This is a genomic window from Stakelama pacifica, from assembly GCF_004361835.1.
Classification (GTDB): domain Bacteria; phylum Pseudomonadota; class Alphaproteobacteria; order Sphingomonadales; family Sphingomonadaceae; genus Sphingomonas; species Sphingomonas pacifica.
Window position 1 is genome coordinate 100,034 of the sequence record NZ_SNWD01000004.1, and the last position, 25,918, is coordinate 125,951.

General features: G+C 63.2%; 25 protein-coding genes. 15 read left to right on the forward strand and 10 right to left on the reverse strand.

The features are described from left to right. Positions 1-88 precede the first annotated feature (88 nt). From EV664_RS08020 to EV664_RS08050, 7 genes are all read left to right on the forward strand, one after another. On the forward strand, positions 89-643 hold the full coding sequence (locus tag EV664_RS08020) for a F0F1 ATP synthase subunit delta (protein ID WP_133495174.1): 555 nt from the start codon (positions 89-91) through the stop codon (positions 641-643). A 13-nt stretch (positions 644-656) separates the two neighbouring features. Continuing rightward, on the forward strand, positions 657-2,186 hold the full coding sequence (gene atpA, locus EV664_RS08025) for a F0F1 ATP synthase subunit alpha (protein WP_133495175.1): 1,530 nt from the start codon (positions 657-659) through the stop codon (positions 2,184-2,186). Between the two features lie 110 nt (positions 2,187-2,296). Continuing rightward, on the forward strand, positions 2,297-3,175 hold the full coding sequence (locus tag EV664_RS08030; RefSeq protein ID WP_133495176.1) for a F0F1 ATP synthase subunit gamma: 879 nt from the start codon (positions 2,297-2,299) through the stop codon (positions 3,173-3,175). Between the two features lie 115 nt (positions 3,176-3,290). Further along, positions 3,291-4,763 carry a F0F1 ATP synthase subunit beta gene (gene atpD / locus EV664_RS08035; RefSeq protein ID WP_133495177.1) on the forward strand — a complete coding sequence of 491 codons (1,473 nt, stop codon included), beginning with the start codon at positions 3,291-3,293 and terminating at the stop codon, positions 4,761-4,763. Between the two features lie 156 nt (positions 4,764-4,919). Then, the gene (locus EV664_RS08040) at positions 4,920-5,174 is read left to right on the forward strand and encodes an ATP synthase F1 subunit epsilon (protein ID WP_133495178.1); all 255 of its coding nucleotides are present in this window, start codon (positions 4,920-4,922) and stop codon (positions 5,172-5,174) included. 359 nt (positions 5,175-5,533) lie between these two features. Beyond that, positions 5,534-7,084, forward strand: coding sequence for a TadA family conjugal transfer-associated ATPase (locus EV664_RS08045; RefSeq protein ID WP_133495179.1), 1,551 nt, complete (start codon positions 5,534-5,536; stop codon positions 7,082-7,084). 61 nt (positions 7,085-7,145) lie between these two features. Next, entirely contained in the window at positions 7,146-8,321 is a 1,176-nt protein-coding gene (locus EV664_RS08050; protein ID WP_133495180.1) for an aspartyl protease family protein, read from the forward strand. Between the two features lie 7 nt (positions 8,322-8,328). On the opposite strand, the gene EV664_RS08055 is transcribed toward EV664_RS08050, so the two are convergent. Together EV664_RS08055 and phaR are read right to left on the reverse strand one after the other, a co-directional pair. Further along, positions 8,329-8,520 carry a hypothetical protein gene (locus EV664_RS08055; RefSeq protein WP_133495181.1) on the reverse strand — a complete coding sequence of 64 codons (192 nt, stop codon included), beginning with the start codon at positions 8,518-8,520 and terminating at the stop codon, positions 8,329-8,331. 376 nt (positions 8,521-8,896) lie between these two features. Continuing rightward, the gene (gene phaR / locus EV664_RS08060; RefSeq protein ID WP_133495182.1) at positions 8,897-9,460 is read right to left on the reverse strand and encodes a polyhydroxyalkanoate synthesis repressor PhaR; all 564 of its coding nucleotides are present in this window, start codon (positions 9,458-9,460) and stop codon (positions 8,897-8,899) included. 76 nt (positions 9,461-9,536) lie between these two features. Here phaR and EV664_RS08065 point away from each other — a divergent pair, with 76 nt between their 5' ends. Beyond that, the gene (locus tag EV664_RS08065) at positions 9,537-10,550 is read left to right on the forward strand and encodes an alpha/beta fold hydrolase (protein WP_162848804.1); all 1,014 of its coding nucleotides are present in this window, start codon (positions 9,537-9,539) and stop codon (positions 10,548-10,550) included. A 35-nt stretch (positions 10,551-10,585) separates the two neighbouring features. After that, positions 10,586-11,758 (forward strand): acetyl-CoA C-acetyltransferase, encoded by a 1,173-nt coding sequence (locus EV664_RS08070; RefSeq protein WP_133495184.1) that lies wholly within the window; start codon positions 10,586-10,588, stop codon positions 11,756-11,758. A gap of 173 nt (positions 11,759-11,931) precedes the next feature. On the opposite strand, the gene alr is transcribed toward EV664_RS08070, so the two are convergent. The 6 genes from alr to EV664_RS08100 form a co-directional block, all read right to left on the reverse strand. Beyond that, positions 11,932-12,969 carry an alanine racemase gene (gene alr / locus EV664_RS08075; protein WP_133495185.1) on the reverse strand — a complete coding sequence of 346 codons (1,038 nt, stop codon included), beginning with the start codon at positions 12,967-12,969 and terminating at the stop codon, positions 11,932-11,934. A gap of 64 nt (positions 12,970-13,033) precedes the next feature. Continuing rightward, complete coding sequence (locus EV664_RS08080; RefSeq protein ID WP_133495186.1) at positions 13,034-13,459, reverse strand: GNAT family acetyltransferase; 426 nt, start codon at positions 13,457-13,459, stop codon at positions 13,034-13,036. A 163-nt stretch (positions 13,460-13,622) separates the two neighbouring features. Beyond that, positions 13,623-16,313 carry a methionine synthase gene (metH, locus tag EV664_RS08085; RefSeq protein WP_133495187.1) on the reverse strand — a complete coding sequence of 897 codons (2,691 nt, stop codon included), beginning with the start codon at positions 16,311-16,313 and terminating at the stop codon, positions 13,623-13,625. 104 nt (positions 16,314-16,417) lie between these two features. Next, on the reverse strand, positions 16,418-17,467 hold the full coding sequence (locus EV664_RS08090) for a homocysteine S-methyltransferase family protein (RefSeq protein ID WP_133495345.1): 1,050 nt from the start codon (positions 17,465-17,467) through the stop codon (positions 16,418-16,420). 99 nt (positions 17,468-17,566) lie between these two features. Beyond that, on the reverse strand, positions 17,567-18,508 hold the full coding sequence (metF, locus tag EV664_RS08095; RefSeq protein ID WP_133495188.1) for a methylenetetrahydrofolate reductase: 942 nt from the start codon (positions 18,506-18,508) through the stop codon (positions 17,567-17,569). Beyond that, the gene (locus EV664_RS08100; protein ID WP_133495189.1) at positions 18,505-19,464 is read right to left on the reverse strand and encodes an ArsR/SmtB family transcription factor; all 960 of its coding nucleotides are present in this window, start codon (positions 19,462-19,464) and stop codon (positions 18,505-18,507) included. The genes metF and EV664_RS08100 overlap by 4 nt, the downstream gene beginning before the upstream one ends. 146 nt (positions 19,465-19,610) lie before the next feature. Here EV664_RS08100 and EV664_RS08105 point away from each other — a divergent pair, with 146 nt between their 5' ends. Genes EV664_RS08105 through EV664_RS08115 form a run of 3 tightly spaced genes read left to right on the forward strand, consistent with a single transcriptional unit; the run spans position 19,611 to position 21,003 of the window. Further along, complete coding sequence (locus EV664_RS08105) at positions 19,611-19,865, forward strand: hypothetical protein (RefSeq protein WP_133495190.1); 255 nt, start codon at positions 19,611-19,613, stop codon at positions 19,863-19,865. Positions 19,866-19,868: 3 nt separating this feature from the next. Beyond that, a complete protein-coding gene (locus EV664_RS08110; RefSeq protein ID WP_133495191.1) occupies positions 19,869-20,069 on the forward strand; it encodes a hypothetical protein in 201 nt (66 codons plus the stop codon). After that, positions 20,053-21,003 carry an aldo/keto reductase gene (locus EV664_RS08115; RefSeq protein ID WP_133495192.1) on the forward strand — a complete coding sequence of 317 codons (951 nt, stop codon included), beginning with the start codon at positions 20,053-20,055 and terminating at the stop codon, positions 21,001-21,003. Before EV664_RS08110 ends, EV664_RS08115 begins: the two co-directional genes overlap by 17 nt. A gap of 6 nt (positions 21,004-21,009) precedes the next feature. Here EV664_RS08115 and EV664_RS08120 read toward each other — a convergent pair whose 3' ends face one another. Further along, positions 21,010-21,237, reverse strand: a complete 228-nt coding sequence (locus tag EV664_RS08120) for a YrhK family protein (RefSeq protein ID WP_133495193.1) — start codon at positions 21,235-21,237, stop codon at positions 21,010-21,012. A 64-nt stretch (positions 21,238-21,301) separates the two neighbouring features. Then, positions 21,302-22,687: a helix-turn-helix domain-containing protein gene (locus EV664_RS08125; protein ID WP_133495194.1), complete on the reverse strand. Its 1,386-nt coding sequence runs from the start codon at positions 22,685-22,687 to the stop codon at positions 21,302-21,304. A 185-nt stretch (positions 22,688-22,872) separates the two neighbouring features. Here EV664_RS08125 and aceA point away from each other — a divergent pair, with 185 nt between their 5' ends. From aceA to EV664_RS08135, 3 genes are all read left to right on the forward strand, one after another. Continuing rightward, positions 22,873-24,153: an isocitrate lyase gene (gene aceA, locus EV664_RS08130; protein ID WP_133495195.1), complete on the forward strand. Its 1,281-nt coding sequence runs from the start codon at positions 22,873-22,875 to the stop codon at positions 24,151-24,153. Positions 24,154-24,220: 67 nt separating this feature from the next. Beyond that, a complete protein-coding gene (locus EV664_RS19190) occupies positions 24,221-24,397 on the forward strand; it encodes a hypothetical protein (RefSeq protein ID WP_162848798.1) in 177 nt (58 codons plus the stop codon). Between the two features lie 366 nt (positions 24,398-24,763). Then, positions 24,764-25,909, forward strand: a complete 1,146-nt coding sequence (locus EV664_RS08135) for an acyl-CoA dehydrogenase family protein (RefSeq protein WP_133495196.1) — start codon at positions 24,764-24,766, stop codon at positions 25,907-25,909. The last annotated feature ends 9 nt before the right edge of the window (positions 25,910-25,918 follow it).

A 25,918-nucleotide genomic window follows, 5' to 3' on the forward strand; every position in this document is an offset into this window, starting at 1 on the left:
GCTAGCAGCCGACAACCCATGCACGGGCGCGCTTTGCCGCCCTTTTTTTGTATGGCGATTTAGTTTTTCCAAAGAGGAACCTCGACGCGTGGAGAATTCCGCCGGTATTCAGGCAAGCCTTAGCGGACGCTATGCCACCGCCCTGTTCGAGCTCGCGCGCGATTCGCAGCGAATCGAAACGGTGGAGGACAGCCTCGGCAAGGTCCGCGAAGCACTCAGCGAATCGGACGAATTCGCCCGGCTGGTGGCGAGCCCGCTCGTCACGCGCGCTCAGGCGGTGAAAGCGGTCACCGCCGCTGCCGATGCGATGCAGATCGATTCCCTGACCGCAAAGTTCCTCGGCACGGTCGCGGAAAATCGTCGCCTTGCGCAGTTGCCGGCGATCATTCGCGATTTCCGCACGCTGGCCGCCGCGCATCGCGGGGAAACCACCGCCGAAGTTACCTCCGCACATCCGCTGACCTCAGCGCAGGTCGATGCGTTGAAGGCGCAGCTTCGCACCCGGGTCGGGCGCGATGTCGCGCTTGACCTTTCGGTCGATCCCGACCTGCTGGGTGGTCTGATCGTTCGGATCGGCAGCCAGATGATCGACAGCTCCATCAAGACCCGTCTCAATTCCCTCGCGCACGCGATGAAAGGCTAAAAGGCTAGAATTCATGGATATCCGCGCCGCTGAAATCTCCAAGGTCATCAAGGACCAGATCGCCAGCTTCGGCACCGAAGCGCAGGTCTCCGAAACCGGCACCGTATTGTCGGTCGGCGACGGTATTGCGCGCGTTCACGGCCTCGACAACGTCCAGGCGGGCGAAATGGTCGAGTTCGACGGCGGCGTGCAGGGCATGGCGCTGAACCTCGAAGCCGACAATGTCGGTATCGTGATTTTCGGGCCGGACTCCGGCATTCGCGAAGGCGACACGGTGAAGCGCACCGGCCAGATCGTCGACGTGCCGGTGGGCAAGGGCCTGCTGGGCCGCGTCGTGGACGGCCTCGGCAATCCGATCGACGGCCGCGGCCCGATCCAGAGCGATGAGCGCCGCCGCGTCGAGCAGAAGGCGCCGGGCATCATTCCGCGTAAGTCGGTGCATGAGCCGGTTCAGACGGGCCTGAAAGCCATCGACGCACTGGTTCCGATCGGCCGTGGTCAGCGCGAGCTGATCATCGGCGACCGTCAGACCGGCAAGACCGCCGTCGCCATCGACACCTTCATCAACCAGAAGGAAGTCAATAAGGGCGACGACGAATCGAAGAAGCTGTACTGCATCTATGTCGCGGTCGGGCAAAAGCGTTCGACGGTTGCGCAGATCGTTCGCCAGCTCGAAGAAAACGGCGCGATGGAATATTCGATCGTGGTCGCCGCGACCGCGTCGGAGCCTGCTCCGCTGCAGTTCCTCGCACCGTACACCGCCTGCGCGATGGGCGAATATTTCCGCGACAACGGCATGCACGCCGTCATCGTCTATGACGATCTTTCGAAACAGGCGGTCGCCTATCGTCAGATGTCGCTGCTGCTGCGTCGTCCTCCGGGCCGTGAAGCCTATCCGGGTGACGTTTTCTATCTGCACAGCCGTCTGCTCGAGCGTGCGGCGAAGATGAACGACGCAAACGGTTCGGGTTCGCTGACCGCGCTGCCGATCATCGAAACGCAGGCGGGCGACGTTTCGGCCTATATTCCGACCAATGTGATTTCGATCACCGACGGCCAGATCTTCCTTGAAACCGACCTGTTCTTCGCGGGCATCCGTCCGGCGATCAACGTCGGCCTGTCGGTCAGCCGCGTCGGTTCGGCTGCTCAGACCAAGGCGATGAAAAAGGTGTCGGGCTCGATCAAGCTCGAGCTGGCGCAGTATCGCGAAATGGCGGCATTCGCGCAGTTCGGGTCGGACCTCGATGCGTCGACGCAGAAGCTGCTCAACCGCGGCGCGCGCCTGACCGAGCTGCTCAAGCAGCCGCAATTCTCACCGCTGCCCTTCGAAGAGCAGACGGTCGCGATCTATGCGGGCACCAACGGCTATCTCGACAGCGTGCCGACCGAACAGGTCACGCGTTACGAAGCCGCGATGCTCGCCGATATGCGCACCAATCACGCCGATGTGCTGAACGAAATCCGCACGACCAAGGCGCTGGGCGACGATACGGTGAAGAAACTCAGGGAAGCGCTCGACGCATTCGCGAAAACCTTTGCGTAACGATTGATGAAACCGTTGGCCCTGAGCTTGTCGAAGGGCGGTCCTTCTTCTTCGGAAGAGCAAGCACAGGGCTTCGACAGGCTCAGCCCAAACGGAGGTGATAGGTAGGAATGGCCTCTCTTAAGGCTCTTAAAGGTCGCATCGACTCGGTGAAGTCGACGCAGAAGATCACCAAGGCGATGCAGATGGTCGCTGCGGCGAAGCTGAAGCGCGCGCAGAACGCCGCCGAGGCCGGCCGCCCCTATGCCGAACGGCTGGAAAAGGTGGTTGCGTCGCTGGCATCGAAGGTGACGATCAGCTCGACCACGCCCAAGCTGCTGTCCGGCACCGGCAAGGATCAGGTGCATCTGTTCGTCGTCGCGACGAGCGACAAGGGACTGGCGGGCGCGTTCAATGCGAATATCGCCCGCCTCGCCCGTCGCCGCGCCGACGCGCTCATCAAGCAGGGCAAGACGGTCAAATTCTATTGCATCGGCAAAAAGGGCCGCGCGGTGCTCAACCGGCTCTATCCGGGGCAGATCGTGAAATCGGTCGAGCCGGGCGATCTGGGTAAGCTGAGCTTCGCCGATGCGCATGCATGGGCGGAGGATCTGGTCGAGCGGTTCGACGCGGGCGAATTCGACGTCGCGCATCTGTTCTATTCGCACTTCCAGTCGGTGCTGGTGCAGGACCCGACGCAGCAGCAGATCATTCCGGTAAAGGTTCCGGAAGACGCGACGGCGCCGCAGGGCACGGCCGCAATCGAATATGAGCCGGACGAAGAGGGAATCCTCGCCGATCTGCTCCCGCGCAACGTGGCGGTACAGATTTTCCGGGCGATGCGGGAAAATGCGGCGTCCGAACAGGGGTCGAAGATGACCGCGATGGACAATGCGACGCGCAATGCGGGCGACCTCATCAAGCGGCTCAACATCGAATATAACCGCAAGCGTCAGGCAGCGATCACGACCGAGCTGGTCGAGATCATCTCGGGCGCAGAAGCGCTGTAATCTCCGCGTCGCCCCGGCGGAGGCCGGGATCGCCAGATTTCTGGCAAGGCGCACCAAAGCAAGCGGCCCCGGCCTCCGCCGGGGCGACGAGTAAGGCAAGGCAAGGAAGCACCCAATGGCAACCGCCGCTGAAATGACCCCGCCCGTAACGGGCACCAACAATGTCGGCCGTATCAGCCAGGTGATCGGCGCGGTCGTCGATGTCAGCTTTGACGACGATCTGCCCGCGATCCTGTCGGCGCTGGAAACCGATAATAACGGCCAGCGGCTGGTGCTCGAAGTGGCGCAGCATCTGGGCGAGAACACCGTTCGCTGCATCGCGATGGACGGCACCGACGGTCTGACCCGCGGCCAGCGCGTGACCGATACCGGTGCGCAGATTTCGGTTCCGGTCGGCCCCAAGACGCTGGGTCGCATCATGAACGTCGTCGGCGAGCCGATCGACGAGCGCGGCCCGATCGGTGCCGGGCTGACCGCTCCGATCCACGCCAAGGCGCCGGAGTTCATGGACCAGTCGACCGAGAGCGCGATTCTCGTCACCGGGATCAAGGTCATCGACCTGCTCGCGCCTTATGCCAAGGGCGGCAAGATCGGCCTGTTCGGCGGCGCGGGCGTCGGCAAGACCGTGCTGATTCAGGAACTGATCAACAATATCGCGAAGGGCCATGGCGGCACGTCGGTCTTTGCGGGCGTCGGTGAGCGTACCCGCGAGGGCAACGACCTCTATCACGAATTCCTCGACGCAGGCGTTATCGCCAAGAACGAAGCGGGCGAAGCGATCAGCGAAGGATCGAAGGTTGCGCTGGTCTATGGCCAGATGAACGAGCCTCCCGGTGCGCGTGCCCGCGTTGCGCTGTCGGGCCTGACGATCGCTGAATATTTCCGCGATCAGGAAGGGCAGGACGTGCTGTTCTTCGTCGACAATATCTTCCGCTTTACCCAGGCGGGTGCAGAAGTGTCGGCACTGCTCGGCCGTATTCCCTCGGCAGTGGGCTATCAGCCGACCCTGTCGACCGATATGGGGCAGCTGCAGGAGCGAATCACCTCGACGAACAAGGGGTCGATCACCTCGGTTCAGGCGATTTACGTTCCCGCCGACGACCTTACCGACCCGGCGCCGGCGACTTCGTTCGCGCATCTCGATGCGACGACGGTGCTCAATCGCGCGATCTCGGAGCTGGGCATCTATCCGGCGGTCGATCCGCTCGATTCGACCAGCCGCGTTCTCGAACCGCGCGTCGTGGGGCAGGATCACTATGAAACCGCGCGTGCGGTTCAGTCGATCCTGCAGAAGTACAAATCGCTTCAGGACATCATCGCCATTCTGGGCATGGACGAGTTGTCGGAAGAGGATAAGCTGACCGTTGCGCGCGCGCGCAAGATCCAGCGCTTCCTCAGCCAGCCCTTCCACGTCGCCGAAGTGTTCACCAACATTCCGGGCAAGTTCGTCGAGCTGGAAGACACGATCCGCTCGTTCAAGGCGGTCGTGAACGGCGAATATGACCATCTGCCCGAATCGGCTTTCTACATGGTCGGCGGCATCGACGAAGCCGTTGCCAAGGCCGAGAAGATGGCGAACGAAGCGTAACAAACATCCGGCCCCTCCCTTTCAAGGGAGGGGTTGGGGTGGGTGCGCTGCTTCAAAGGCAGCGCTCGCCGCGGCAGCGGCGACCGGGCATTCAGCCCGCCCGCCGCTCACCCACCCCCTGCCCCTCCCTTGAAAGGGAGGGGGGAGCTGAGAAAAATGGCACTGCATTTCGAACTCGTGACCCCGGAAAAGCTCGTTCGCTCGGGCGAGGTGTATCAGGTGGTCGTTCCCGGCACTGAGGGCGACTTCGGCGTGCTGGCGGGCCATGCGCCGTTCATGGCAACGGTGCGCGACGGCGAACTCGCCGTCTATGCCGATGAGCGCAGCCAGCCCGACATGATCCGCATCGAAGGCGGCTTTGCCGAGGTGAATGAAAAGGGGCTGACCGTCCTCGCCGAAAAGGCGGAGTAACCGCCGGTCACGGTGCAACTCGCCGGGCCGATCGTCATCGCGAGAAGCGCAGCGACGAAGCGATCCGGAGCGTTGCGCGCCCCTTCTGGATTGCCGCGCCCCTTCGGGGCTCGCAATGACCACCGTGCAAAGGGTTCGGATCGATCCACTTGGCTGTGACCTGATCTCCCCGCCGCCCGCAACAGGTGTGAGGTGAACCGAAAAAGGCCGAAGCAGAGTGCGCTTCGGCCTTTTTCGTTACCCGACCTCAGCGGCGGGACTGCGCCGGAGCCGAGACCCGCCCGGCGTAGTTATCCAAATGTAAAGCCTTGTGCCGTATCGCAGAATCGGTTTTCACGATATCCGGGTACAAATCGGTAATGAGCGCATTCGGAAGACGGAACGGACCGGGAAGTCTGGGTGGCCGCCCGGCTTTCGGCGTGGCCCGGCCGATGCAGGGCGGCTCGCACCATCGCCCCTCCCCCGAAGCGGAATCGCCGGAGGAACCGGGCTCCCAATTCCCGCCGCTGCCCGAATCGATCGAAACGCCCCCCGCGCCCCCGCCGGCGCCTGATTCGGGCTTTTCCGAACGCGGGCGGGAAGCGATGGCGCGCCTCAGCGAACGTCAGGCCGTTCCCGACCCGGTCGCGGGGGGCCGGATGGACGGTTTCGAAAATTCGATCCACCGCATCAAGGAACAGGTGCTGCCGCGCCTGCTGGAACGCGTCGACCCGGAAGCGGCAGCGACCTTGTCCAAGGATGAGCTGGCGGAGGAATTTCGTCCGATCATTCACGAAGTGCTTGCGGACCTGAAACTGACGCTCAACCGGCGCGAACAATTTGCGCTGGAAAAGGTGCTGGTCGACGAACTGCTCGGGCTGGGGCCGCTGGAAGAGCTGCTCGCCGACAGCGCGGTCAGCGACATCATGGTCAACGGTCCCGACCAGACCTATGTCGAGCGGCGTGGCAAGCTGGAACTCGCCAATGTCCAGTTTCGCGACGAGGAGCATCTGTTCCAGATCGCGCAGCGAATCTGCAACTCGGTCGGCCGCCGGGTCGATCAGACCACCCCGCTCGCCGATGCGCGGCTGAAAGACGGCAGCCGCGTCAACGTCATCGTGCCGCCGCTTTCCCTGCGTGGCACCGCGATCTCGATCCGCAAATTCTCGGCAAAGCCGATCACGCTCGACATGATGGCGCAGGGCGGGTCGATGAGTCAGAAAATGGCGACCGCGCTGAAGGTCGCAGGTGCCAGCCGGTTCAACATCGTCATTTCGGGCGGCACGGGTTCGGGCAAGACCACGATGCTCAACGCGCTGTCGAAGATGATCGACCCGGGCGAGCGCGTGCTGACGATCGAGGATGCCGCCGAGCTTCGCCTGCAACAGCCGCACTGGCTGCCGCTCGAAACGCGCCCGCCCAATCTGGAGGGGCAAGGCGAAATCACGATCCGCGATCTGGTGAAAAACGCGCTTCGTATGCGCCCCGACCGGATCATTCTGGGCGAAATTCGCGGCGCGGAATGTTTCGACCTGCTTTCCGCGATGAACACCGGCCATGACGGGTCGATGGCGACGCTCCACTCCAACTCCCCGCGCGAATGCCTCGCGCGGATGGAGAATATGGTGATGATGAGCGACATCAAAGTGCCCAAGGAAGCGATCAGCCGCCAGATCGCCGATTCGGTCGATCTGATCGTTCAGGTGAAGCGCCTGCGCGACGGGTCGCGCCGCGTCACCAACATCACCGAAGTGATCGGGATGGAAGGGCCTGTCATCGTCACGCAGGAGCTGTTCCGCTTCGAATATCTCGACGAAAGCGCCGACGGAAAGATCGTCGGCGAATATCGCTCGATGGGTCTGCGCCCCTATACGCTCGACAAGGCGCGGCAGTTCGGTTTCGATCAGGCGCTGCTCGAGGCCTGTCTCTGATCGGCATTCCCTCTCGGGCAGGATAGTGGCGGGACGGATGCGGGAACGTTAGGATCGCACCATGTGGCGCCTGATCTTCGGCATGATATGGTTTCTGGCGGCGGCATGGCCCGCGCCCGGCGCCGCAACGCCCATACATTTATCGAAGGACAGCGCCAGCCGCTGGATGCCCTTCACGCTGACCGATGCCGGTCAGATACGCGTCTCCGCCCGGATCAATGGCCGCCGCGCTGTCGCGATCATCGATACGGGCGTCAGCATATCGCTGGTGTCGCGCGATTTCGCCCGGAAAGCGGGAATGCGCATCGCCGCTACGTCGCAGGCGGATGCGATCGGCGGCGGCATCACCATCGGCTGGGCAGGCGCACGCAGCCTGTCGCTGGGCGGCCTCACCCGCCGCGCGGCTCGGATGGCGGTCGCCGATCTGCCGCAATCCGCGACCGGCGGAGATATACCGGTCGATGCGCTGATCGGGGCAGATCTGATTGCCTGCTGCGCGCTCGATCTGGATTATGATGCGGGGCGGATGCGGTTTCTGCCGAGCGGTACGATTCCCTTCGACGGGCAGCGTGCACCGCTCAGCCGGGCGAAGGACAGCGAAGTCTTCGTGACCGCGCTGAGGCTTGGCGGCACGCGGGTCGCACCGGTGCTGGTCGATACCGGCGATGGCGGCGCGGTGACCATAACCCCGGCAATATGGCGTGCCGGATCGGACGGGCGTTCGCCCGCAACCTCGGCAATCGCGTTCGGGCTGGGGGGGCCGATCCGCGTCGGGCTGACCATCGTACCGGCCCTGTCGGTGGGTTCGCTTCAGGCCCGCAATGTCGAGGTGCGGGTCGAGGATGAATCGGGCTTTTCCCGGCAAACCGGAATGGCGGGGCGGATCGGGTCGGGGCTGCTCCGGCGCTATCGCCTGCTGATCGATGCGAAAGCGGGGCGGATGGTGCTCCGTCCGGGCAGGCAAGCGGATACGATGCCGGTGCGGTCGACCAGCGGGCTGCTGACCGGCGTCGACCGCGACCGGCTGCGCGTACTGCACGTCATGGCGAACAGTCCGGCGGCGAAGCAGGGCTGGCAGACGGACGATCTGATCTGCTCGGTCGACGGCCGGACGATCGCGACGAACAGCGCCGGCAGCGTCGACACCGGCTGGGCGGCGGGTACGCCGGGCACGAAGGTGCGGCTGGGCATGTGCGACGGCACCGAACGGGTGCTGACGCTGCGCACCTTTTACTGACGCCGCGCTATCCCTTCACCCAGGTGAAGGCGGCGACGAGCAGCGCCGCCATCAGCGCGAGGAGCTGTAGCGACATCCAGTTGATCATGCCGATCCGGTCAAGATCGCGCCGCCTCCGCCGGGCGCGTTCGGCCAGCGCACAACCGAGCGCGATGACCAGCAGAACAGCAACCGCGATCCATCCCGGCGCAACGTTCATCGCAAGCGCGTATCCCTGTCCTCGCATATCCCGATACCGGCCTGCGTCGATCCCGTCAGGCAATCCAGAGCGCTACACCGCCCGCAGCCTTGCATCGGAGCCACTCCGCGCAACCATAGCGCCCCACGCCCACGGCCCCGGCCTGCGCCGGGGCGACGCATGGGATCGGCGGCCTGTATGCACCGCGATTTTCGCAATCGTCGCCCCGGCGCAGGCCGGGGCCGCCATCGTCTGCCACCACCCCAACCCAAACCCGCTTTTGCGAGAAGCGCAGCGGCGAAGCGATCCGGCCATGCGCGCCTCGCCTCTGGATTGCCGCGCCGCTTCGCAGCCCGCAAAGACGCTGGAGCGATTGGCCCGGATCACGCCACCGCGCTTATTTGCCGAGCTTTTCGACCTTGTCCTGAAGCCGCGTCAATTCGGCACGCAGCGCCGAAATCTCTTCATCCTTGGTCGCTGTGCCGGCCGGCGCTTCGCTTGCGCCTGCTTCGCCCGCGCGGCTGTTAAAGGCAGCGGCGGCTGCTTCGAACATCGCCATGTTGCGCTTGGTCAGTTCGGCGAACGGCGTATTGGCGAACGCCCCTTCGACCGCATGTTTGAATTCTTCCTGATTGCGCCGGAAACTGTCCATCGACGCTTCCAGATAGCCCGGGACCATCGCCTGCATCGAATCGCCATAGAGCGCGATGAGCTGGCGCAGGAAGCTGACCGGCAGCATGGTCTGGCCACGCTGTTCCTCTTCCATGATGATCTGGGTCAGCACGCTGTGCGTGATATCGTCATCGGTCTTCGCATCGACGACCTTGAAATCCCGCCCTTCGCGAGTCATCGCGGCGAGATGCTCAAGCGTGATGTAGGAAGAAGTTTCGGTATTATACAGACGACGGTTCGCGTATTTTTTGACAATGACCGGGCCGTCTTTGGTCGAACCTTTTTTCATGGCGTCCTCAATAGTGTCTGATCATCATCTAACACCGAATAATGATGCGCCGCAACACGGACCGCGTCCGTTGCCGATGTTCCTGCAAATGGTGCGGGAGGAGACCGCCGGGTCGCCCGAACGGCTCGCTGCGGCGCTGAAAGGCCTTTCGCGCTATCAGAACGCCCGGCGCGGACGGCCGCGCACACCGCGCCCGGCGATCGCCCGCGCCGGACGGGCCAGTTTGCGCGATTATGGCAGCGCAACCAGCGGTGTGCCGGTGGTATTCGTCCCATCGCTGATCAATCCGCCCGAAATCCTCGATCTGCGCGGTGCCTCGCTGCTGCGCTGGCTTGCCCGACACCGCGACCTGCGCCCGATGCTGGTCGATTGGGGCGATCCGGTCGCCGGCCGCGACGATCAGGATGTGAACCGCCATGTCACCGAATTGCTGATCCCGGTGCTGCAGGCGCTCGACCAGCAGCCGATTCTGGTCGGCTATTGCCTTGGCGGGACGATCGCCGCGGCAGCGGCGGCGCTGCATCGCGTGCGCGGACTCGCCATGATCGCCTCGCCCTGGCGGTTCGTGGGCTATGGCGCGGACGCGCTCGACAATATCGATTCGCTCTGGGCAAGCGCCGAGCCGATCTGCCGCGCGCTCGGCCTCGTTCCCATGGAGGTGTTGCAGGCAGGGTTCTGGCGGCTCGATCCGGCGCGCACCGTGCGCAAGTTCGAACGCTTTGCCGAGCTTGCCCCCGACAGCGCACAGGCGCGCAGCTTCGTCACGCTGGAGGACTGGGCGAATGGCGGTGCGCCGCTCACCTACGCCGCAGGGCAACAGATGTTCGATCAATTCTATGCCGCTGACCTTCCCGGAACGGGACGCTGGCAGGTGGCGGGGATGCACATCGATCCGCTGGCGCTCGATATTCCGACGATCGAATTCGTATCGACCAGCGACCGCATCGTCCCCCATGCCAGTGCGGTCGGGCTCGCCGATCGCCATATGACCGGCGCGGGCCATGTGGGGATGGTGATCGGCGGCCGGCGGCGCGAAGTGCTGTGGCTGCCGCTGCGCGACTGGATACGCGGCCGCGTTCTTACTAAGTAGCGAACCGAAGATCATAACGACTGCCGGAGAATTCCATGCCAGATATCGTGATTACCGCCGCCAAGCGCACTCCCGTGGGCAGCTTTCTGGGCGCCTTTGCGGGCGTTCCCGCCCATGAACTGGGGCGCAGCGCGATCGAGGCCGCGCTGGCACAGGCCGGGATTTCCGGGGAAGACGTCAATGAGGTCATTCTGGGACAGGTGCTGACCGCCGCACAGGGTCAGAACCCGGCGCGTCAGGCGTCGATGGCGGCGGGCATCCCCAAGGAAGTACCCGCATGGGGCGTCAATCAGGTCTGCGGATCGGGGCTGCGCACGGTCGCGCTCGCCTATCAGGCGATTGCCGCCGGGGATGCGCGAATCATCGTCGCGGGCGGGCAGGAAAGCATGTCGATGTCGGCGCATGCCCAGACGCTGCGTCAGGGCGCCAAGATGGGCGATGTCAGCCTGATCGACACGATGATCAAGGATGGCCTGACCGATGTGTTCAACGGCTATCATATGGGCATCACCGCTGAGAATCTCGCCGAGAAATACGATATTTCGCGCGGCGATCAGGACGCATTCGCGGTGCGTTCGCAAAATCTGGCCGAGAAGGCGCGCGGCGATGGGCGCTTCAAGGATGAAATCACGCCCGTCACGGTCAAGGGCCGCAAGGGCGACACGGTGGTCGAGGACGACGAATATATCCGCGCCGGTGCGACGGTAGAAGGCGTATCGGGCCTGCGCCCTGCCTTCAAAAAGGACGGCACGGTCACCGCCGCCAATGCCAGCGGGCTCAATGACGGCGCCGCAGCGCTGGTGGTGATGAGCGCCGAGGAGGCCGAAAAGCGCGGCGCGCCGGTGCTCGCGCGCATTGCGAGCTGGGCGTCGTGCGGGGTCGATCCGTCGATCATGGGCATCGGCCCGGTCCCGGCGAGCCGCCGCGCGCTGGAGAAAGCGGGCTGGTCGGTCGGCGATCTCGACCTTATCGAGGCGAACGAAGCCTTTGCCGCGCAGGCGCTTGCCGTGGGCAAGGATATGGGCTGGGACGCCGACAAGGTGAACGTCAACGGCGGCGCGATCGCGATCGGCCATCCGATCGGCGCGAGTGGCGCGCGCATCCTCACCACGCTGCTCTATGAAATGCAGAAGCGCGATGCGAAAAAGGGCCTCGCAACCCTCTGCATCGGCGGCGGCATGGGCATCGCCATGTGTCTGGAGCGGTAAGCTATCTGCTACGTACGATCGTCATGGTGGAGCCCCCGCAGCGGCGCGGCAATCCGGAAGCGTCCCGCGCGACACCGGATCGCTTCGTCGCTTCGCGTCTCGCGATGACGATCGGGGAGAGCACGCCCCGCTCAAACTATACGATGCTATAGGTATCGCGTCGGGCGACGGCGCTATTCGCTCCATTGGCGCGAATAGCGCTGTCCCATCGCGGTCAGCAACTCATACGGCGACATGCCGCTCTGCCGCGCGGCATCCATAAGCGCAAAGTCGATATCGACCCGGTCGCCCTCGGCCAGATGCGGGGCGGCATCGACCCGGATCGCGGTCAGGTCCATCGACACCCGCCCGATCACCGGCAGGGTCCGGCCGTGCTCAAATGCAGCGCCGCTATTCGAAAACGCGCGAAAATAGCCGTCGGCATAGCCGATATTGAGGATCGCGACCTCGGTATCCGCCTCTGCTCGCCAGATGGCGTTATAGCCCACGCTTTCTCCGGCAGCGACCCGGCGACGCTGCAATATCTCGGCGCGCGGCTGCACCACCTGACGCACGACGGGAGCGAGTGCGGGCACCAGCGCACCGCCGTACAGCGCGATTCCGGGGCGGACGAGGTCGAAATGAAAGCCGCTGCCGAGCGCGATTCCGCAGCTATTGGCAAGGCTCATCCGCCGCGCCGGCGTACGCCCCGCCAGCGCGGCGAAACGCGCGCGCTGCACCGCGTTCATCGGCGAATCCTCATCGGCACAGGCAAGATGGCTGATCAGCGTTTCGAGTGCGAGCCCGTCGAGCAGGCCCGAAACCGCATCCTCGGGCGAAATGCCCAACCGGTTCATCCCCGTATCGACCATCACGTCGCATGGTCCCCCGCCCGCATCCTTCCAGCGCAGGACCTGCTCCGGTGTACACAAAACGGGCCGCGCATCGCTTTCCAGCGCCGCCGCCATATCGCCTGCACGCACGCCATGGAGCACCGAAAGCGACGGGGCGAGCCCGCGAAGCCGCTCCGCCTCCGCCCAGGTCGCCACGAAGAAATCGCGGCAGCCCGCTTCGGTCAGTCGCCGCACGACCGCCTCAGCGCCAAGGCCATAGCCGTCCGCCTTTACCGCCGCGCCGCATGCGGCACTGCCGCTCATCCGGTCGAGCGCGCGCCAGTTGGAGACCAAAGCTTCGGAATCGAGCCGCAGGCAAAGCGGGGAATTAGCGTTCATGCGCGCGAGCGTTAACGCCTGACGCGCGGTTTCGCCAGCGCCCGCAGCGCCGGTTCGGGCCGGATCAGCGATGGATTTGCTTGCCCATGCTGATCCGCTGTTCGAGCGCATAGCCGATCCGGTAGTAAAAGCGGGCGACCGCGGCATTGTCGCTGTGAATCTGAAGATTGATCTTCATACAGCCAAGCGCGATCAGCCGCTCTTCGGCCGCGCGGACCAGCGCCGCCCCGATCCCCTGACGACGACAGCGCGAATCGACGGCGACGGCATAAATCCAGCCGCGATGGCCGTCATATCCCGCCATGACCGTGCCGATAATCCCACCGCCTTCCCCCTGCGCGACAATGAACAGGTCATCGCCCGCCCATAGTTTCGCGGGAATTGCATGCTCGGCGTGGTTGCGCACAGGCGCGCCCGGAAAACATTCTTTCCAAAGTCGGTCGACCGCATCGAAATCGTCCGGTTCGTAACTACGTATGGTCGAAAGCATCCAGATCCGCCCTGTACCTGGAAAGGGGCAATTGCCACATCGCACCTCGACTTCGGCATCCCCCTTTGTCCCACCGCAATTATAGCAACGAAAAGATGAAGTCGAAACTTAAACCGTTATGAGAGAATGGTTTATTCTGGTGTAAGCAACAAATGGCTCCGGCCTAGTCGAGATTGGGACGAAGCCAGCGCTTTGCCTGTTCGAGGCTGACATTGCGCCGCCGGGCATAATCCTCGACCTGATCCTCACCCACGCGGGCGACGCCGAAATAGCTTGCCTGCGGATGGCCGAAATAAAATCCCGACACTGCCGCCGTGGGAAGCATCGCGAAGCTCTCGGTAAGCGTGATGCCGGTATGTTCGGTCGCGCCGAGCATCTCGAACAGCATCGGTTTTTCGCTGTGATCGGGACAGGCGGGATAGCCGGGCGCCGGACGGATGCCGCGATATTCCTCCTTGATGAGCGCCTCGTTGGTCAGCTGCTCTCCCTGCGCATAGCCCCATAGGTCGCGGCGGACATGGAGATGCATCCGCTCGGCAAAGGCTTCGGCAAGGCGGTCGGCGAGCGCTTTCAGCAAAATGTCCGAATAATCGTCATGCGCTTCCCGGAACCGCTTCGAATGTTCGTCAATGCCATGGCCTGCGGTCACCGCGAAGCCGCCGATCCAGTCGGGTTCTTCGGTGATGAAGTCGGCAAGGCACATATTCGCCCGGCCCTCGCGCTTGTTGATCTGCTGACGCAGGAACGGCATCCGGATGCTGCGTTCATTGGTGCGGTCGAGATCGGGAATATCATCCGAATGCTGGCCGAAACTCGCGCCGTCCTTACTGACGTGATCCTCGACATGATAATGGTGGATCACCACATCGTCGCCGTCGCGATGGCAGGGCCAGAGCGCCGCCACCCCCTTCGCGGTCAGCCACTTTTCAGCGATGATCGTGTCGAGCATCTTCTGCGCATCGTTGAACAGGCTGGTCGCGCTCTCGCCGACCACGTCATCTTCAAGGATCGCGGGATAGGTGCCCGCCAGCTCCCAAGAGCGGAAGAAGGGCGTCCAGTCGATATAGTCGCGTAGATCGGCAAGGTCCCAGTCGGGATAGATGTGCAGCCCCGGCTTTTTGGGCGCAGGCGGTTTGAGCGCCGGATCGATGGTGAAGCCGTTGGCGCGCGCTTCCTCGATCGATACCAGTTTCGACTGGCCCTTGTTCGCACGGGCCTCGCGAACCGCTTCATATTCTTCGGCGATTTTGGCGACATAGGGATCGCGCTGGCTGTCGCTGACCAGATTGGTCGCGACACCGACTGCGCGGCTCGCATCGAGCACATGGACCGTGGGGCCGGTATAAGCAGGCGCGATTTTCAGCGCGGTATGGACTTTCGACGTGGTCGCCCCGCCAATCAGCAGCGGCATGGTCATGCCTGCCTCCTGCATTTCCTCGGCAACTGTCACCATTTCGTCGAGCGACGGGGTGATGAGGCCCGACAGGCCGACCATATCGGCGTCTTCCTCGCGCGCCGTTTCAAGAATCTTCGACCAGGGCACCATGACGCCCAGATCGACCACGTCGAACCCGTTACATTGCAGCACGACGCCGACGATATTCTTGCCGATATCGTGGACATCGCCCTTCACCGTGGCGAGGACGATCTTGCCCTTACCGCGTGAATTTTCGTCCTTCTCCGCCTCGATATAGGGGAAGAGATGCGCGACCGCCTTTTTCATCACGCGCGCGGATTTCACCACCTGCGGCAGGAACATCTTGCCCGATCCGAACAGGTCGCCGACGACGTTCATCCCGTCCATTAGTGGCCCTTCGATCACTTCGATCGGGCGACCACCGCGCTCTGCGACCGCTTGCCGAAGCTCCTCGGTATCGTCGATGACATGCGCGTCGATGCCCTTGACCAGCGCATGTTCGAGCCGTTTCTCGACCGCCCAGCCGCGCCATTCGGCGGCCTTTTTCTCCGCCACCGGATCGCTGTCGCGATAGCTTTCGGCGAGTTCGACCAGCCGCTCGCCCGCTTCGGGGTCGCGGTTGAGGATGACATCCTCCACCGCGTCGCGAAGCTTGGCATCGATATCGTCGTAAATGTCGAGCTGGCCCGCATTGACGATCGCCATGTCCAGTCCGGCGGGGATGGCGTGGTAGAGGAACACCGAATGCATCGCGCGGCGCACCGGCTCGTTGCCGCGAAAGCTGAACGACAGGTTCGACAGGCCGCCCGAAAAATGGACGTGCGGGCAGCTCTTCCTGATGCGCTTCACCGCCTCGATAAAATCGACGCCGTAATTGTTGTGCTCTTCGATGCCGGTTGCGACCGCGAACACATTGGGGTCGAAGATGATATCCTCTGGCGGGAAACCGATATCGGTGAGCAGTTTGTAGGCGCGCTCGCAAATCTCGACCTTGCGATCCTCGGTATCCGCCTGCCCCTGTTCGTCGAACGCCATGACGACCACGGCCGCGCCATAGGCCATGCATTTGCGCGCGGATTCGAGGAACGGCGCTTCGCCTTCCTTCATGCTGATCGAATTGACGATCGGCTTACCCGATACGCATTTCAGACCCGCCTCGATCACCTCCCATTTCGACGAATCGACCATGATCGGCACGCGCGCGATATCGGGTTCGGCGGCGATCAGCTTGAGGAAGGTCTCCATCGCCGCTTTCGAATCGAGCAGCCCCTCGTCCATATTGACGTCGATCACCTGCGCGCCGTTTTCGACCTGGCTGCGCGCGACCTCGATCGCGGCGGTGTAATCGCCGTTCATGATGAGCTTCTTGAAGCGCGCCGAGCCGGTGACGTTGGTGCGCTCGCCGATATTCACGAAGTTCGAAGAGGATTGGGTCATTCTGTTCCTAAATCGTCATCCTGGCGAAAGCCGGGATCTCGCGCCACGAAAGCGCGGGTAAAACATGCCAGCGACCCCGGCTTCACCGGGGTGGCGGTTCACGATCAGGCCGCCATGGTCATGGGCTCAAGCCCCGCGAGCCGGGTGACGCGCGGCGTTTCGGGAATGGCGCGCGGGTCGATCCCCTTCACCGCATCGGCCATCGCCTTGATATGCGCAGGGGTGGAACCGCAACAACCGCCAAGCACGTTGACCTGACCGTTCTTCGCCCATTCGCCGACCAGCTTCGCAGTGGTTTCGGGCGCTTCGTCATATTCGCCCAGTTCGTTGGGCAACCCTGCGTTAGGATAGACCATGATCAGCGTGTCGCAGATCGCGCTGAGCGATTTCACATGCGGCTTGAGCTGCTCCGCCCCGAACGAGCAGTTGAGCCCGATCGTCAGCGGCTTTGCATGGCGAACCGCGTGCCAGAATGCTTCGACCGTGTGGCCCGACAGGTTGCGGCCCGACAGATCGGTCAGCGTCATCGACAACTGGATGGGCAGGTCGCGGCCAAGCGCCTGTTCGGCTTCCAGCACCGCCATGATGCCCGCTTTCGCATTCAGCGTGTCGAACACGGTTTCGATCAGGATGAAGTCGGCCCCGCCCTCGACCAGCGCATCGACCTGTTCGCGATACACATCTTTCAGATAGTCGAAATCGATTTCGCGATAGCCCGGATCGTTGACGTCCGGCGACAGCGACAGCGTCTTGTTGGTCGGGCCGATCGCCCCTGCGACGAAGCGCGGGCGGCCGTCCCTGCTCTCAAATTCATCGCACGCTTTCCGGGCGAGCTGCGCCGATGCGATATTAATCTCGCGCACCAGATGTTCGGCACCATAATCGGCCTGACTGATCCGGTTAGCGGAAAAGGTGTTGGTTTCGACGATATCCGATCCCGCCTCCAGATAAGCGCGGGTGATCGCTTCGGGCACCTCCGGCTTTGTCAGCGCAAGGATGTCGTTATTGCCCTTTTGCTCATGGGAGAGGCCGAGATCGCCTGCATAGTCTGCCTCGCTCAGCTTCCAGTTCTGAATTTCGGTGCCGAACGCACCGTCCGAAATCAGGATGCGCTTTTGCGCTTCAGCCATCAGTTTTTCGCGGGGTGTCGCCATCATCTTACCTCGTCATCCCGGCGAAGGCCGGGATCGTCATGAAATTGCCGTTACGCGGGTTCCGCGCGGCCCCGGCCTCCGCCGGGGCGACGATATCGCTCAGGCCGCCTTCTCGCCTGCCCGGTCCTTTGCGCGCATGCCCAGCAGGTGGCAGATCGCAAAGGCAAGCTCGGCACGGTTGAGCGTGTAGAAATGGAAATGCCGCACGCCGCCCGCATAGAGTTTGCGGCACATTTCGGCGGCGATCGTCGCCGCGACCAGCTGCCGCGCGCCGGGATGATCGTCGAGCCCTTCGAACAGACGGTCCATCCATTTGGGGATGTCGGCGCCGCAGATTCCGGCGAATTTGCGCGTCTGTGCGACATTCGAAATCGGCAGGATGCCGGGCACGATCTCGGCATCGATGCCATGATCAGCGGCGGCGTCGCGGAATTTGAAGAACGCTTCGGGGGTGAAGAAGAATTGCGTGATCGCCCGGCTCGCGCCCGCATCCAGCTTGCGCTTCAGATTGTCGAGATCGGCCTGTACATTGCTCGAATCGGGATGGCATTCGGGATAGGCAGCGACCGAAATCTCGAACGGGTGCAGTTTTTTCAGCCCCGCGACCAGCTCGGCGGCATTGGCATAGCCATCGGGATGCGCAGCGAATTTCTGCCCCGCTTCGGGCGGATCGCCGCGCAGCGCGACGATATGACGGATGCCGGACGCCCAATATTCTTCGGCGACCTGATTGATCTCATCGCGCGATGCCTCGACACAGGTGAGATGCGCGGCAGCGTTCATCGACGTTTCGCGCTGGATACGCTCGACGGTCTGATGCGTGCGCGCGCGCGTCGATCCGCCCGCGCCATAGGTCACCGACACGAAACGGGGGCCGAGCGGTTCGAGCGTGCGAACCGATTCCCACAGCGTTTCCTCCATCTTCTCCGTCTTCGGCGGGAAGAATTCGAAACTGACCTCCAGATCGCCGTCGATATCCGCGAAAAGCGGAGCACCGAGCGCGAACTGCGCCTCCTCTAGCTGGTCGACCGAGATCGTCATGCTGCTTTCCTCTCAATTTCAGGCTCGCCGGGCTTGCGCGCGAGCCAGAGTTTCACGGTGAGCTCGCCGCCCTCCAGCGTATCGGTACGCATCGGGTCGAGCCCGGCTTCGGCGAACCACCCCAATATTTGCGTGTCCGAAAAGCCGAGCCGCGCATGTTCGTCGCGCGTGCGAAGCTCTTCGCGGTTATGCGGGGCGAAGTCGGCGATCAGCAGGCGAGCACCCGGCTGCATCACCCGCGAGGCTTCGCCGATCGCGGCTTCGGGTTGCTGCGCATAATGCAGGACATGGTGAAGGATCACCATATCGGCGCTGCCGCTGTCGATGGGCAGCGCGTAGAAATCGGCCTGACGCAGCTCGGCATGGTCGAGCCCGCGCTGCGACAATTTGGCGCGGGCGAGGCGCAGCATTTCGGAACTGCGATCGATGCCCATCGCGCTTTCGGCAGCGGGAGCGAACAGTTCGAGCATCCGCCCGGTGCCCGTGCCGATATCGACCAGCCGCCCGATCGGCGCATTGCCCAGCGCATCGCGCATCGCAGCCTCGACCTGCGATTCGGCGATATAGAGCGAACGGATCGCATCCCATTCGCCCGCATGTTCTTCGAACCAGCGAGTCGCCACTGCCGCCCGATCAGCGCGCACCGCAGCCAGCCGCGCGGTATCGGCAGCGACGCTTTCATCGCTTTCGCTGTCATGCCAGGCATCCAGTGCGGCAAGCACCGGATCGACCAGCGCTGCGTCGCCCAGCGTGACGAAGACCCAGCTTCCTTCCTTGCGCCGCTCGGCAAGTCCGGCATCGCACAATATCTTTACATGGCGCGATACGCGCGGCTGGCTCTGTTCGAGCACCTGCGCCAGTTCGCCCACCGACAACTCCATCGAGCGCAGCAGGCCGAGAATTCTGAGCCGCGTCGCATCGGCAAGCGCACGGAAGATTTCGAGAGCGATCGACATGCCACATCATATAAAGATTTCTTTATATGCGGTCAACGCGGGAACGGCTTCCTGCCATGTTGGTTGCGAGCCGTTGAACGGAATTATAGCCTTGGACGGGTCGGCGACGGGCAATCGCTGTCGCCACTCATCAGGAAAGGGAAACCATGATCAAGAAATTCGCGCTTCCGCTTGGACTGGTCGCAGCGCTCGGCGTCGCTGCATGTTCGGAAAAGGCGCAGGACGAATCGGCAGAAGCGGCCAATGCGATTGCAGCCGACGCCGATGCCACCACCGACAAGGCCGTCAATGATATCGACGCTGCCAGCGCCGAAGCGTTCGGCGCGGCGGAGAACAAGATGGACAATGCGGGCAACGCGATCGAAAACGGTGCCGAGCGCATTGACGGCGATGCCGAGTAACCAGTGATGCGTGCCGCCTGGCTTCTCGCCCTGCTTGCCCTGCCGCTTTGCGCATGCGACGGCGGAAAGGCGATGCCGGGCGGCACGTCCGAAAGCGATGCAGCGGCGCTCAGCGACGCCGCGATCATGCTGAATGCCGATGCGGTCAGCCCGCAGGCGGTCGGGATCAAAATGGAGAGCGTGCGAAATGACGAAGATGCGTAGCCTGGGTGCAACCGATCTTAAGACCCCGCCGATGATCCTGGGCGGCAATGTATTCGGATGGACCGCCGACCGGGAAACAAGCTTCGCCATTCTCGACCGCTGGGTGGATGCTGGCGGCACGATGATCGACACCGCCGATGTCTATTCGGCATGGGTCGACGGCCATTCAGGCGGCGAATCCGAAAGCATGATCGGCGAATGGCTCGAACGATCGGGCAAGCGCGACAAGGTGCTGATCGCCACCAAAGTCGGCATGCTCCCCGGCGAGGGCGGCGAAGGGCTGGCGCCCGCGCGAATCGCGGCGGCATGCGATGCCTCGCTCAAGCGGCTGAAGACCGACCGGATCGATTTATATTACGCGCATCAGGACGATGATTCGCAGGAAATGGCCGATGTGCTGGGCGCGTTTTCGCGGCTGATCGAGGCGGGCAAGGTCCGCGTGCTCGGTGCCTCCAACTTCCATGCGATTCGCCTGAAACAGGCAATCGACCTCGCCACGCAGCAGGACCTGCCGCATTATCATGTCCTGCAACCCGAATATAATCTGCTCAGCCGCACGTCGTTCGAGGGTGAGCTTCAGGATCTGTGCATCACGCACAATATCGGTGTTGCGCCCTATTTCGGACTCGCTTCGGGTTTCCTGACCGGCAAATATCGCAGCAGGGACGATCTTTCGAAAAGCGCGCGGGGAAGCCGCGTCGAAGGCTTTCTGGATGGCAATGGGCCTGCGATGCTGGCCGCGATGGATCAGGTGGCAGAGGAAACCGGTGCCTCGCTTTCCCAGATCGCACTTGCCTGGCTCGCGGCGCAGGAGGGCGTCACCGCGCCGATCGCCAGCGCAACCAGCGTAGAGCAGCTCGATGAGCTGATCGGCAGCTGGGAGGTGGCGCTTAGCAAGGATCAGCTGGCACGATTGACCAACGCGGGCGGGTAAGCGCGCTTACCCATTCCCGCGCCTGCGTTCGTGCGCGTCGATGATGTCGGTCGCCGCCTTGCCCAGTGCGCCGATCAGCATGCCCGCCGAGCCGAGCACGAAGAGCCAGACGGCGACATGATACCAGGCGTCGAATTCCCTGAAGAACAGGATCGATCCGATCAGGAACATGGCGTTGCCGATCAGGCCGAGGCCGAGATGGATATAGGGATAGTCGCGGATCAGGGTTTTCATGCGGGCTCCTTGTGCCGGTTGTGCCGATTGTCGGGCGGCGGCTAACAGCCCTCCCCCGACCGGCTCAATCCCCGGCGAAGGAAAAGGGCGATACGCCGCGTTCGCGTTCGTTGACGGTGAGCACCCGGCCCAGTGGCGGGGCGGAACGCTGTGGGCATTCGGGCCGGAAACAGGCGCGGCAGCCAAGCCCGATCGGCGTCGCGCCACCCGCCAGATCGATCCCCTGCGCCGCAGCGAGCGGAGAGGCCATTCCCGCTTCGACGCCCAGCCCGACCGCGAACTCAGCACCGACACCGCCATAACGCTGCCCCTGCGGTGCGACGGTGCGCGACAAAGTAAGCCAGCGACTGTCATCTTCCAGCACGACAAGCTGCACCATCAGCTTGCCCGGCCGGTCGAATACATGGTGCAGGCGCCATAAGGGGCAGCGACCATTGGCTTCGACCAGCGGCGCATTGCTCGCCCCCGAATAGCGTTTCGAGACCTGCCCCGCCCGGTCGAGGCGAATCATGAAAAAGGGCAGCCCCCGCGCGCCCACCCGACTGAGTGTCGTCAGCCGATGCGCGACCTGCTCGAACCCCGCCCCGAAGCGGCGTTGCAGCAATTCGATGTCATAGCCGGTCGTTTCACACGCACGCAGAAACCGGCCATAGGGCATCATCAGCGCCGCAGCCCAATATCCGGCAAGATGGCGGCGATACATGCGTTCGCCCGCGCGCGAGGACAGGTCAGCGGCGCGGGCAAGCGCATCGATCTGTTCGCGCGCTTCGTTCTGGGCAAGCTGATAGGCGGCGGCAAAGGTGCGCGACGCCGGGTCGAGCAGCTCCGACATCTGAAGCTGGCGCGCATGCAGGTCGAGCCGACGCAGCGTTCCGGGCATGACATCGGCGGGCAGGATGCGGATTGCGATCGAGTGGCGCACGCGCAGCCGCTCGGAAATCGCGCCGTACAGATCGCCCGCCCCCAGCCGCAATTCGTCGGCGACCTCCTCCGCCGCCGCGTCGAGATCGGCAAAGTGATTGCGCCAGCGCTCAATCTCCCGCCGGACCGGCAGGATCGGATCATCCTCGGCCGCCGCACCGCCGACGCCCTGCCCCATCCGGTCATACGCTCGGGCGAAGGCTTCCGCCCCGCCCGGCGCGGCAGCGAGCCATTCGGCAAGCTCGTCGCGATCAATCTCCAGATCGGCGAACATCGGATCGGCAAGACGCTTGCGCAGCGCGCCTTCGCCGCCGCCCGGTTCCTCTGCCGCAAAACGCCGGGGATCGAAATCGAAGCTTTCTGCAAGACCGAGCAACAGGGTTGCTGATAGCGGGCGCTGATTTCGCTCGATCAGGTTGAGATAGCTTGCCGAGATACCCAGCATTTCGGCCATGGCCGCCTGTGTAAGGCCGCTACCTCGCCGCAGTCGCCGGATCGCGTGGCCCGCATATAATTTCCGGTCTGCCATTCCGGCTCGCCCTTTCGCGTCGTTGTAAATACTTTACAGTTATACACGGTTAATCGTCGTTTTGGCCACAGCGCCACGCGATTCTTTGTAAACATTACTCGTATTGTCCGTCCGAAGGCAGCTATTCAATTCCTGTCACCCCGGAACGGCGGGGACCGACCGAACCGAAATGTGAAGGACAGGACATGACGACTTTCGCCGAACTCGTCCCCGCGCCGGAAGGGCGCTTCGACGGCATCACGCGCCCTTATACGGCAGACGATGTCGCAAAGCTGCGCGGTTCGGTGGCGGTCGAGCACACGCTGGCGCGCAAGGGCGCGAACAAGCTGTGGGAATTGCTCCGGTCCGAAGACTATATCAACGCGCTGGGCGCCATGTCGGGCAATCAGGCAATGCAGATGGTGCGCGCCGGGCTGAAGGCAATCTACCTGTCCGGGTGGCAGGTTGCAGCCGACGCCAATACCGCTGGCGCGATGTATCCCGATCAGTCGCTCTACCCCGCCAATGCCGGGCCTGAACTGGCGCGCAGGATCAACAATGCGCTACAACGCGCCGATCAGATCGAACATTCCGAAGGCGGCGCGAGCCGCGACTGGTTCGCCCCGATCGTCGCCGATGCAGAAGCAGGCTTTGGCGGCCCGCTCAACTGTTTCGAGATCATGAAGGCCTATATCGCGGCGGGCGCTGCGGGCGTGCATTATGAAGATCAGCTGGCGGCGGAAAAGAAGTGCGGCCATCTGGGCGGCAAGGTGCTGATCCCCACCCAGGCGCATATCCGCAATCTCGACAGCGCACGGCTTGCCGCCGATGTGTCGGGCGTGCCGACGATCATCTGCGCACGCACCGATGCCGAAAGCGCGAAGCTGATCACGTCGGACATTGACGAGCGCGACCATGAATTTCTGACCGGCGAACGCACCGCAGAGGGCTTTTATCGCCTGAAGGAAGGCACCGGCGTCGATCATTGCATCAAGCGCGGGCTGGCCTTTGCCGAACATGCCGACCTGTTGTGGTGGGAAACGTCGAAGCCGAACCTCGACGATGCGCGCCGCTTTGCCGAGGCGATCAGGAAGGAATATCCCGACAAGATGCTGGCGTATAATTGTTCACCCAGCTTCAACTGGGAGGCCAATCTGGACAAGGACGACATTGCCCGCTTCCAGCGCGAAATCGGCGCGATGGGGTACAAGTTCCAGTTCGTGACTCTGGCCGGGTTCCACCAGCTCAATTACGGCATGTTCGAGCTGGCGCGCGGATATAAGGATCGGGGCATGGCAGCCTATTCGGAGCTGCAACAGGCCGAATTCGCCGCCGAAGCCAATGGGTACACCGCGACCCGGCATCAGCGCGAAGTCGGGACCGGATATTTCGATATGGTGGCGCAGGCGGTGTCCGGCGGCTCCAGTTCGACAACGGCGCTCGCCGAAAGCACCGAGGCGGATCAGTTCAAAAAAGAAGCCGCCTGAATTTCTGCCCTGAATTTCTGCCCTGAATTTCTGCAACGCACAGGGGTTATTGGAAAGGATACGCATCATGGAGATGACCGACACCATCCCGCCGCGCGAACCCGCCCGGGCGCGCGCATTATTCTCGACCGACGATTTCCGCCTGCTGCGCGCGGCGCTGGCCGATTATGCGCAGAAAGTGGCCGACAGCCCGGAATCGCTTCGCGTCGCAGCGCTCTACCACCGGCTCGGCAACTATAGCTGATACCAATCCGCGGCAGGCGCGAGTCATTGATGTCGTCGTCGCGAGAAGCGCAGCGACGAAGCAATCCAGAGCAACACGCACGACGCTCTGGATTGCCGTACCCCTTCGGGGCTCGCAATGACGATCGTGCGGCGGGCCCGGGCGGATACAGCCTAGTATGAGCCGGGCATGACCGGCGCGTAAACCGCGCCGACCAGTTTCCTGGGGAGGAAAGGTGCCCGTCGGGATTTGATCCCGGCGGGCATTTCCGTTTCACGCCTCACCTTCGCCACCATTCTCCCCTTTTCAAATATCGGGTATGGCGATAGCCTGTCTTAAAGATATGCGGACTTCCAACCGCTAATGGCTTTAGGACAGGAGTTTTCCATGGCGCTCGATGCCGAAACCTTTGATGCGCTGATCGATACGGTACGCCGATTCGTTACGGAACGGCTTCGCCCGATGGAGGCACGGGTCGAAGCGGAGGATTCGATTCCGTCTGAGCTGATCGAGGAGATGCGGCAACTCGGCCTGTTCGGCCTGTCGATCGGCGAAGACTATGGCGGGCTTGGTCTGGCCATGGGAGAGGAGGTGCGCGTGGCGATGGAGCTTGGCCGCACCACGCCCGCTTTTCGCTCCGCCTTCGGGACCAATGTCGGCATCGGCAGTCAGGGTCTGGTGATCGCCGGGAGTGACGAGCAGAAGCGCGAATGGCTCCCCAAAATCGCCACCGGGGAGATCATCACCAGCTTCGCGCTCACCGAACCCGATGTCGGTTCGGACAGCGGCAACGTGAAGACGCGCGCGGTGCGCGACGGCGACACGTATAAATTGTCGGGCACCAAGCGGTACATCACCAATGCCGATAAGGCCGACCTGTTCACCGTGATGGCGCGCACCGGCGATGAACCTGGCGGGCGCGGTGTCTCCGCCTTTCTGGTCCCGCGCGACCTGCCGGGCGTCAGCATCGGCGAACCCGAAAAAAAGATGGGGCAAAAGGGTGCGAAGGTCGCCGACCTCAATCTCGACGAGGTTCCCGTCCCCGTCGCCAACCGGCTGGGTGAAGAAGGACAGGGCTTCAAGATCGCGATGCAGGTGCTCGATCGCGGTCGCCTGCACATCGCGGCCGTGTGTGTCGGGCTTGCCGAGCGGCTGATTGCCGACAGCGTCGCCTATGCGCAGGAGCGACAGCAATTCGGCAAGCCGATCGCCGAGCATCAGCTGATTCAGGCGATGATCGCCGATTCGAAGACCGAGGCGCTTGCTGCCCGCGCGCTGGTGCTGGAGACGGCAGCGAAAAAGGATGCGGGCGAGAATGTCGTCCTCGAAAGCGCAGCGGCCAAATATTATGCGAGCGAGATGGTCGGGCGCGTCGCCGACCGCGCGGTGCAGATTTACGGCGGTGCCGGCTATATCGCCGATTACGGGATCGAACGGCTGTATCGCGACGTTCGCCTGTTCCGCATCTATGAAGGCACCAGCCAGATCCAGCAGCTGATCATCGCGCGCGAAACGCTGAAACGCGGCGAATAAGGGAACAGG

Bases quoted from the DNA above. Each gene is read 5' to 3' on its own strand.
- EV664_RS08100 (WP_133495189.1), bottom strand. From the start codon at position 19,464: ATGTCGATCGCTCTCGAAATCTTCCGTGCGCTTGCCGATGCGACGCGG.
- atpD (WP_133495177.1), top strand. From the start codon at position 3,291: ATGGCAACCGCCGCTGAAATGACCCCGCCCGTAACGGGCACCAACAAT.
- EV664_RS08055 (WP_133495181.1), bottom strand. From the start codon at position 8,520: ATGAACGTTGCGCCGGGATGGATCGCGGTTGCTGTTCTGCTGGTCATC.
- EV664_RS08135 (WP_133495196.1), top strand. From the start codon at position 24,764: ATGGCGCTCGATGCCGAAACCTTTGATGCGCTGATCGATACGGTACGC.
- metF (WP_133495188.1), bottom strand. From the start codon at position 18,508: ATGACGATCTCGGTCGACCAGCTAGAGGAGGCGCAGTTCGCGCTCGGT.
- EV664_RS08105 (WP_133495190.1), top strand. From the start codon at position 19,611: ATGATCAAGAAATTCGCGCTTCCGCTTGGACTGGTCGCAGCGCTCGGC.
- EV664_RS08045 (WP_133495179.1), top strand. From the start codon at position 5,534: ATGAGCGCATTCGGAAGACGGAACGGACCGGGAAGTCTGGGTGGCCGC.
- metH (WP_133495187.1), bottom strand. From the start codon at position 16,313: ATGACCCAATCCTCTTCGAACTTCGTGAATATCGGCGAGCGCACCAAC.
- EV664_RS19190 (WP_162848798.1), top strand. From the start codon at position 24,221: ATGGAGATGACCGACACCATCCCGCCGCGCGAACCCGCCCGGGCGCGC.
- EV664_RS08030 (WP_133495176.1), top strand. From the start codon at position 2,297: ATGGCCTCTCTTAAGGCTCTTAAAGGTCGCATCGACTCGGTGAAGTCG.
- EV664_RS08050 (WP_133495180.1), top strand. From the start codon at position 7,146: ATGTGGCGCCTGATCTTCGGCATGATATGGTTTCTGGCGGCGGCATGG.
- EV664_RS08065 (WP_162848804.1), top strand. From the start codon at position 9,537: ATGTTCCTGCAAATGGTGCGGGAGGAGACCGCCGGGTCGCCCGAACGG.
- EV664_RS08070 (WP_133495184.1), top strand. From the start codon at position 10,586: ATGCCAGATATCGTGATTACCGCCGCCAAGCGCACTCCCGTGGGCAGC.
- EV664_RS08090 (WP_133495345.1), bottom strand. From the start codon at position 17,467: ATGGCGACACCCCGCGAAAAACTGATGGCTGAAGCGCAAAAGCGCATC.
- EV664_RS08125 (WP_133495194.1), bottom strand. From the start codon at position 22,687: ATGGCAGACCGGAAATTATATGCGGGCCACGCGATCCGGCGACTGCGG.
- aceA (WP_133495195.1), top strand. From the start codon at position 22,873: ATGACGACTTTCGCCGAACTCGTCCCCGCGCCGGAAGGGCGCTTCGAC.
- EV664_RS08040 (WP_133495178.1), top strand. From the start codon at position 4,920: ATGGCACTGCATTTCGAACTCGTGACCCCGGAAAAGCTCGTTCGCTCG.
- phaR (WP_133495182.1), bottom strand. From the start codon at position 9,460: ATGAAAAAAGGTTCGACCAAAGACGGCCCGGTCATTGTCAAAAAATAC.
- alr (WP_133495185.1), bottom strand. From the start codon at position 12,969: ATGAACGCTAATTCCCCGCTTTGCCTGCGGCTCGATTCCGAAGCTTTG.
- EV664_RS08120 (WP_133495193.1), bottom strand. From the start codon at position 21,237: ATGAAAACCCTGATCCGCGACTATCCCTATATCCATCTCGGCCTCGGC.
- EV664_RS08115 (WP_133495192.1), top strand. From the start codon at position 20,053: ATGACGAAGATGCGTAGCCTGGGTGCAACCGATCTTAAGACCCCGCCG.
- atpA (WP_133495175.1), top strand. From the start codon at position 657: ATGGATATCCGCGCCGCTGAAATCTCCAAGGTCATCAAGGACCAGATC.
- EV664_RS08080 (WP_133495186.1), bottom strand. From the start codon at position 13,459: ATGCTTTCGACCATACGTAGTTACGAACCGGACGATTTCGATGCGGTC.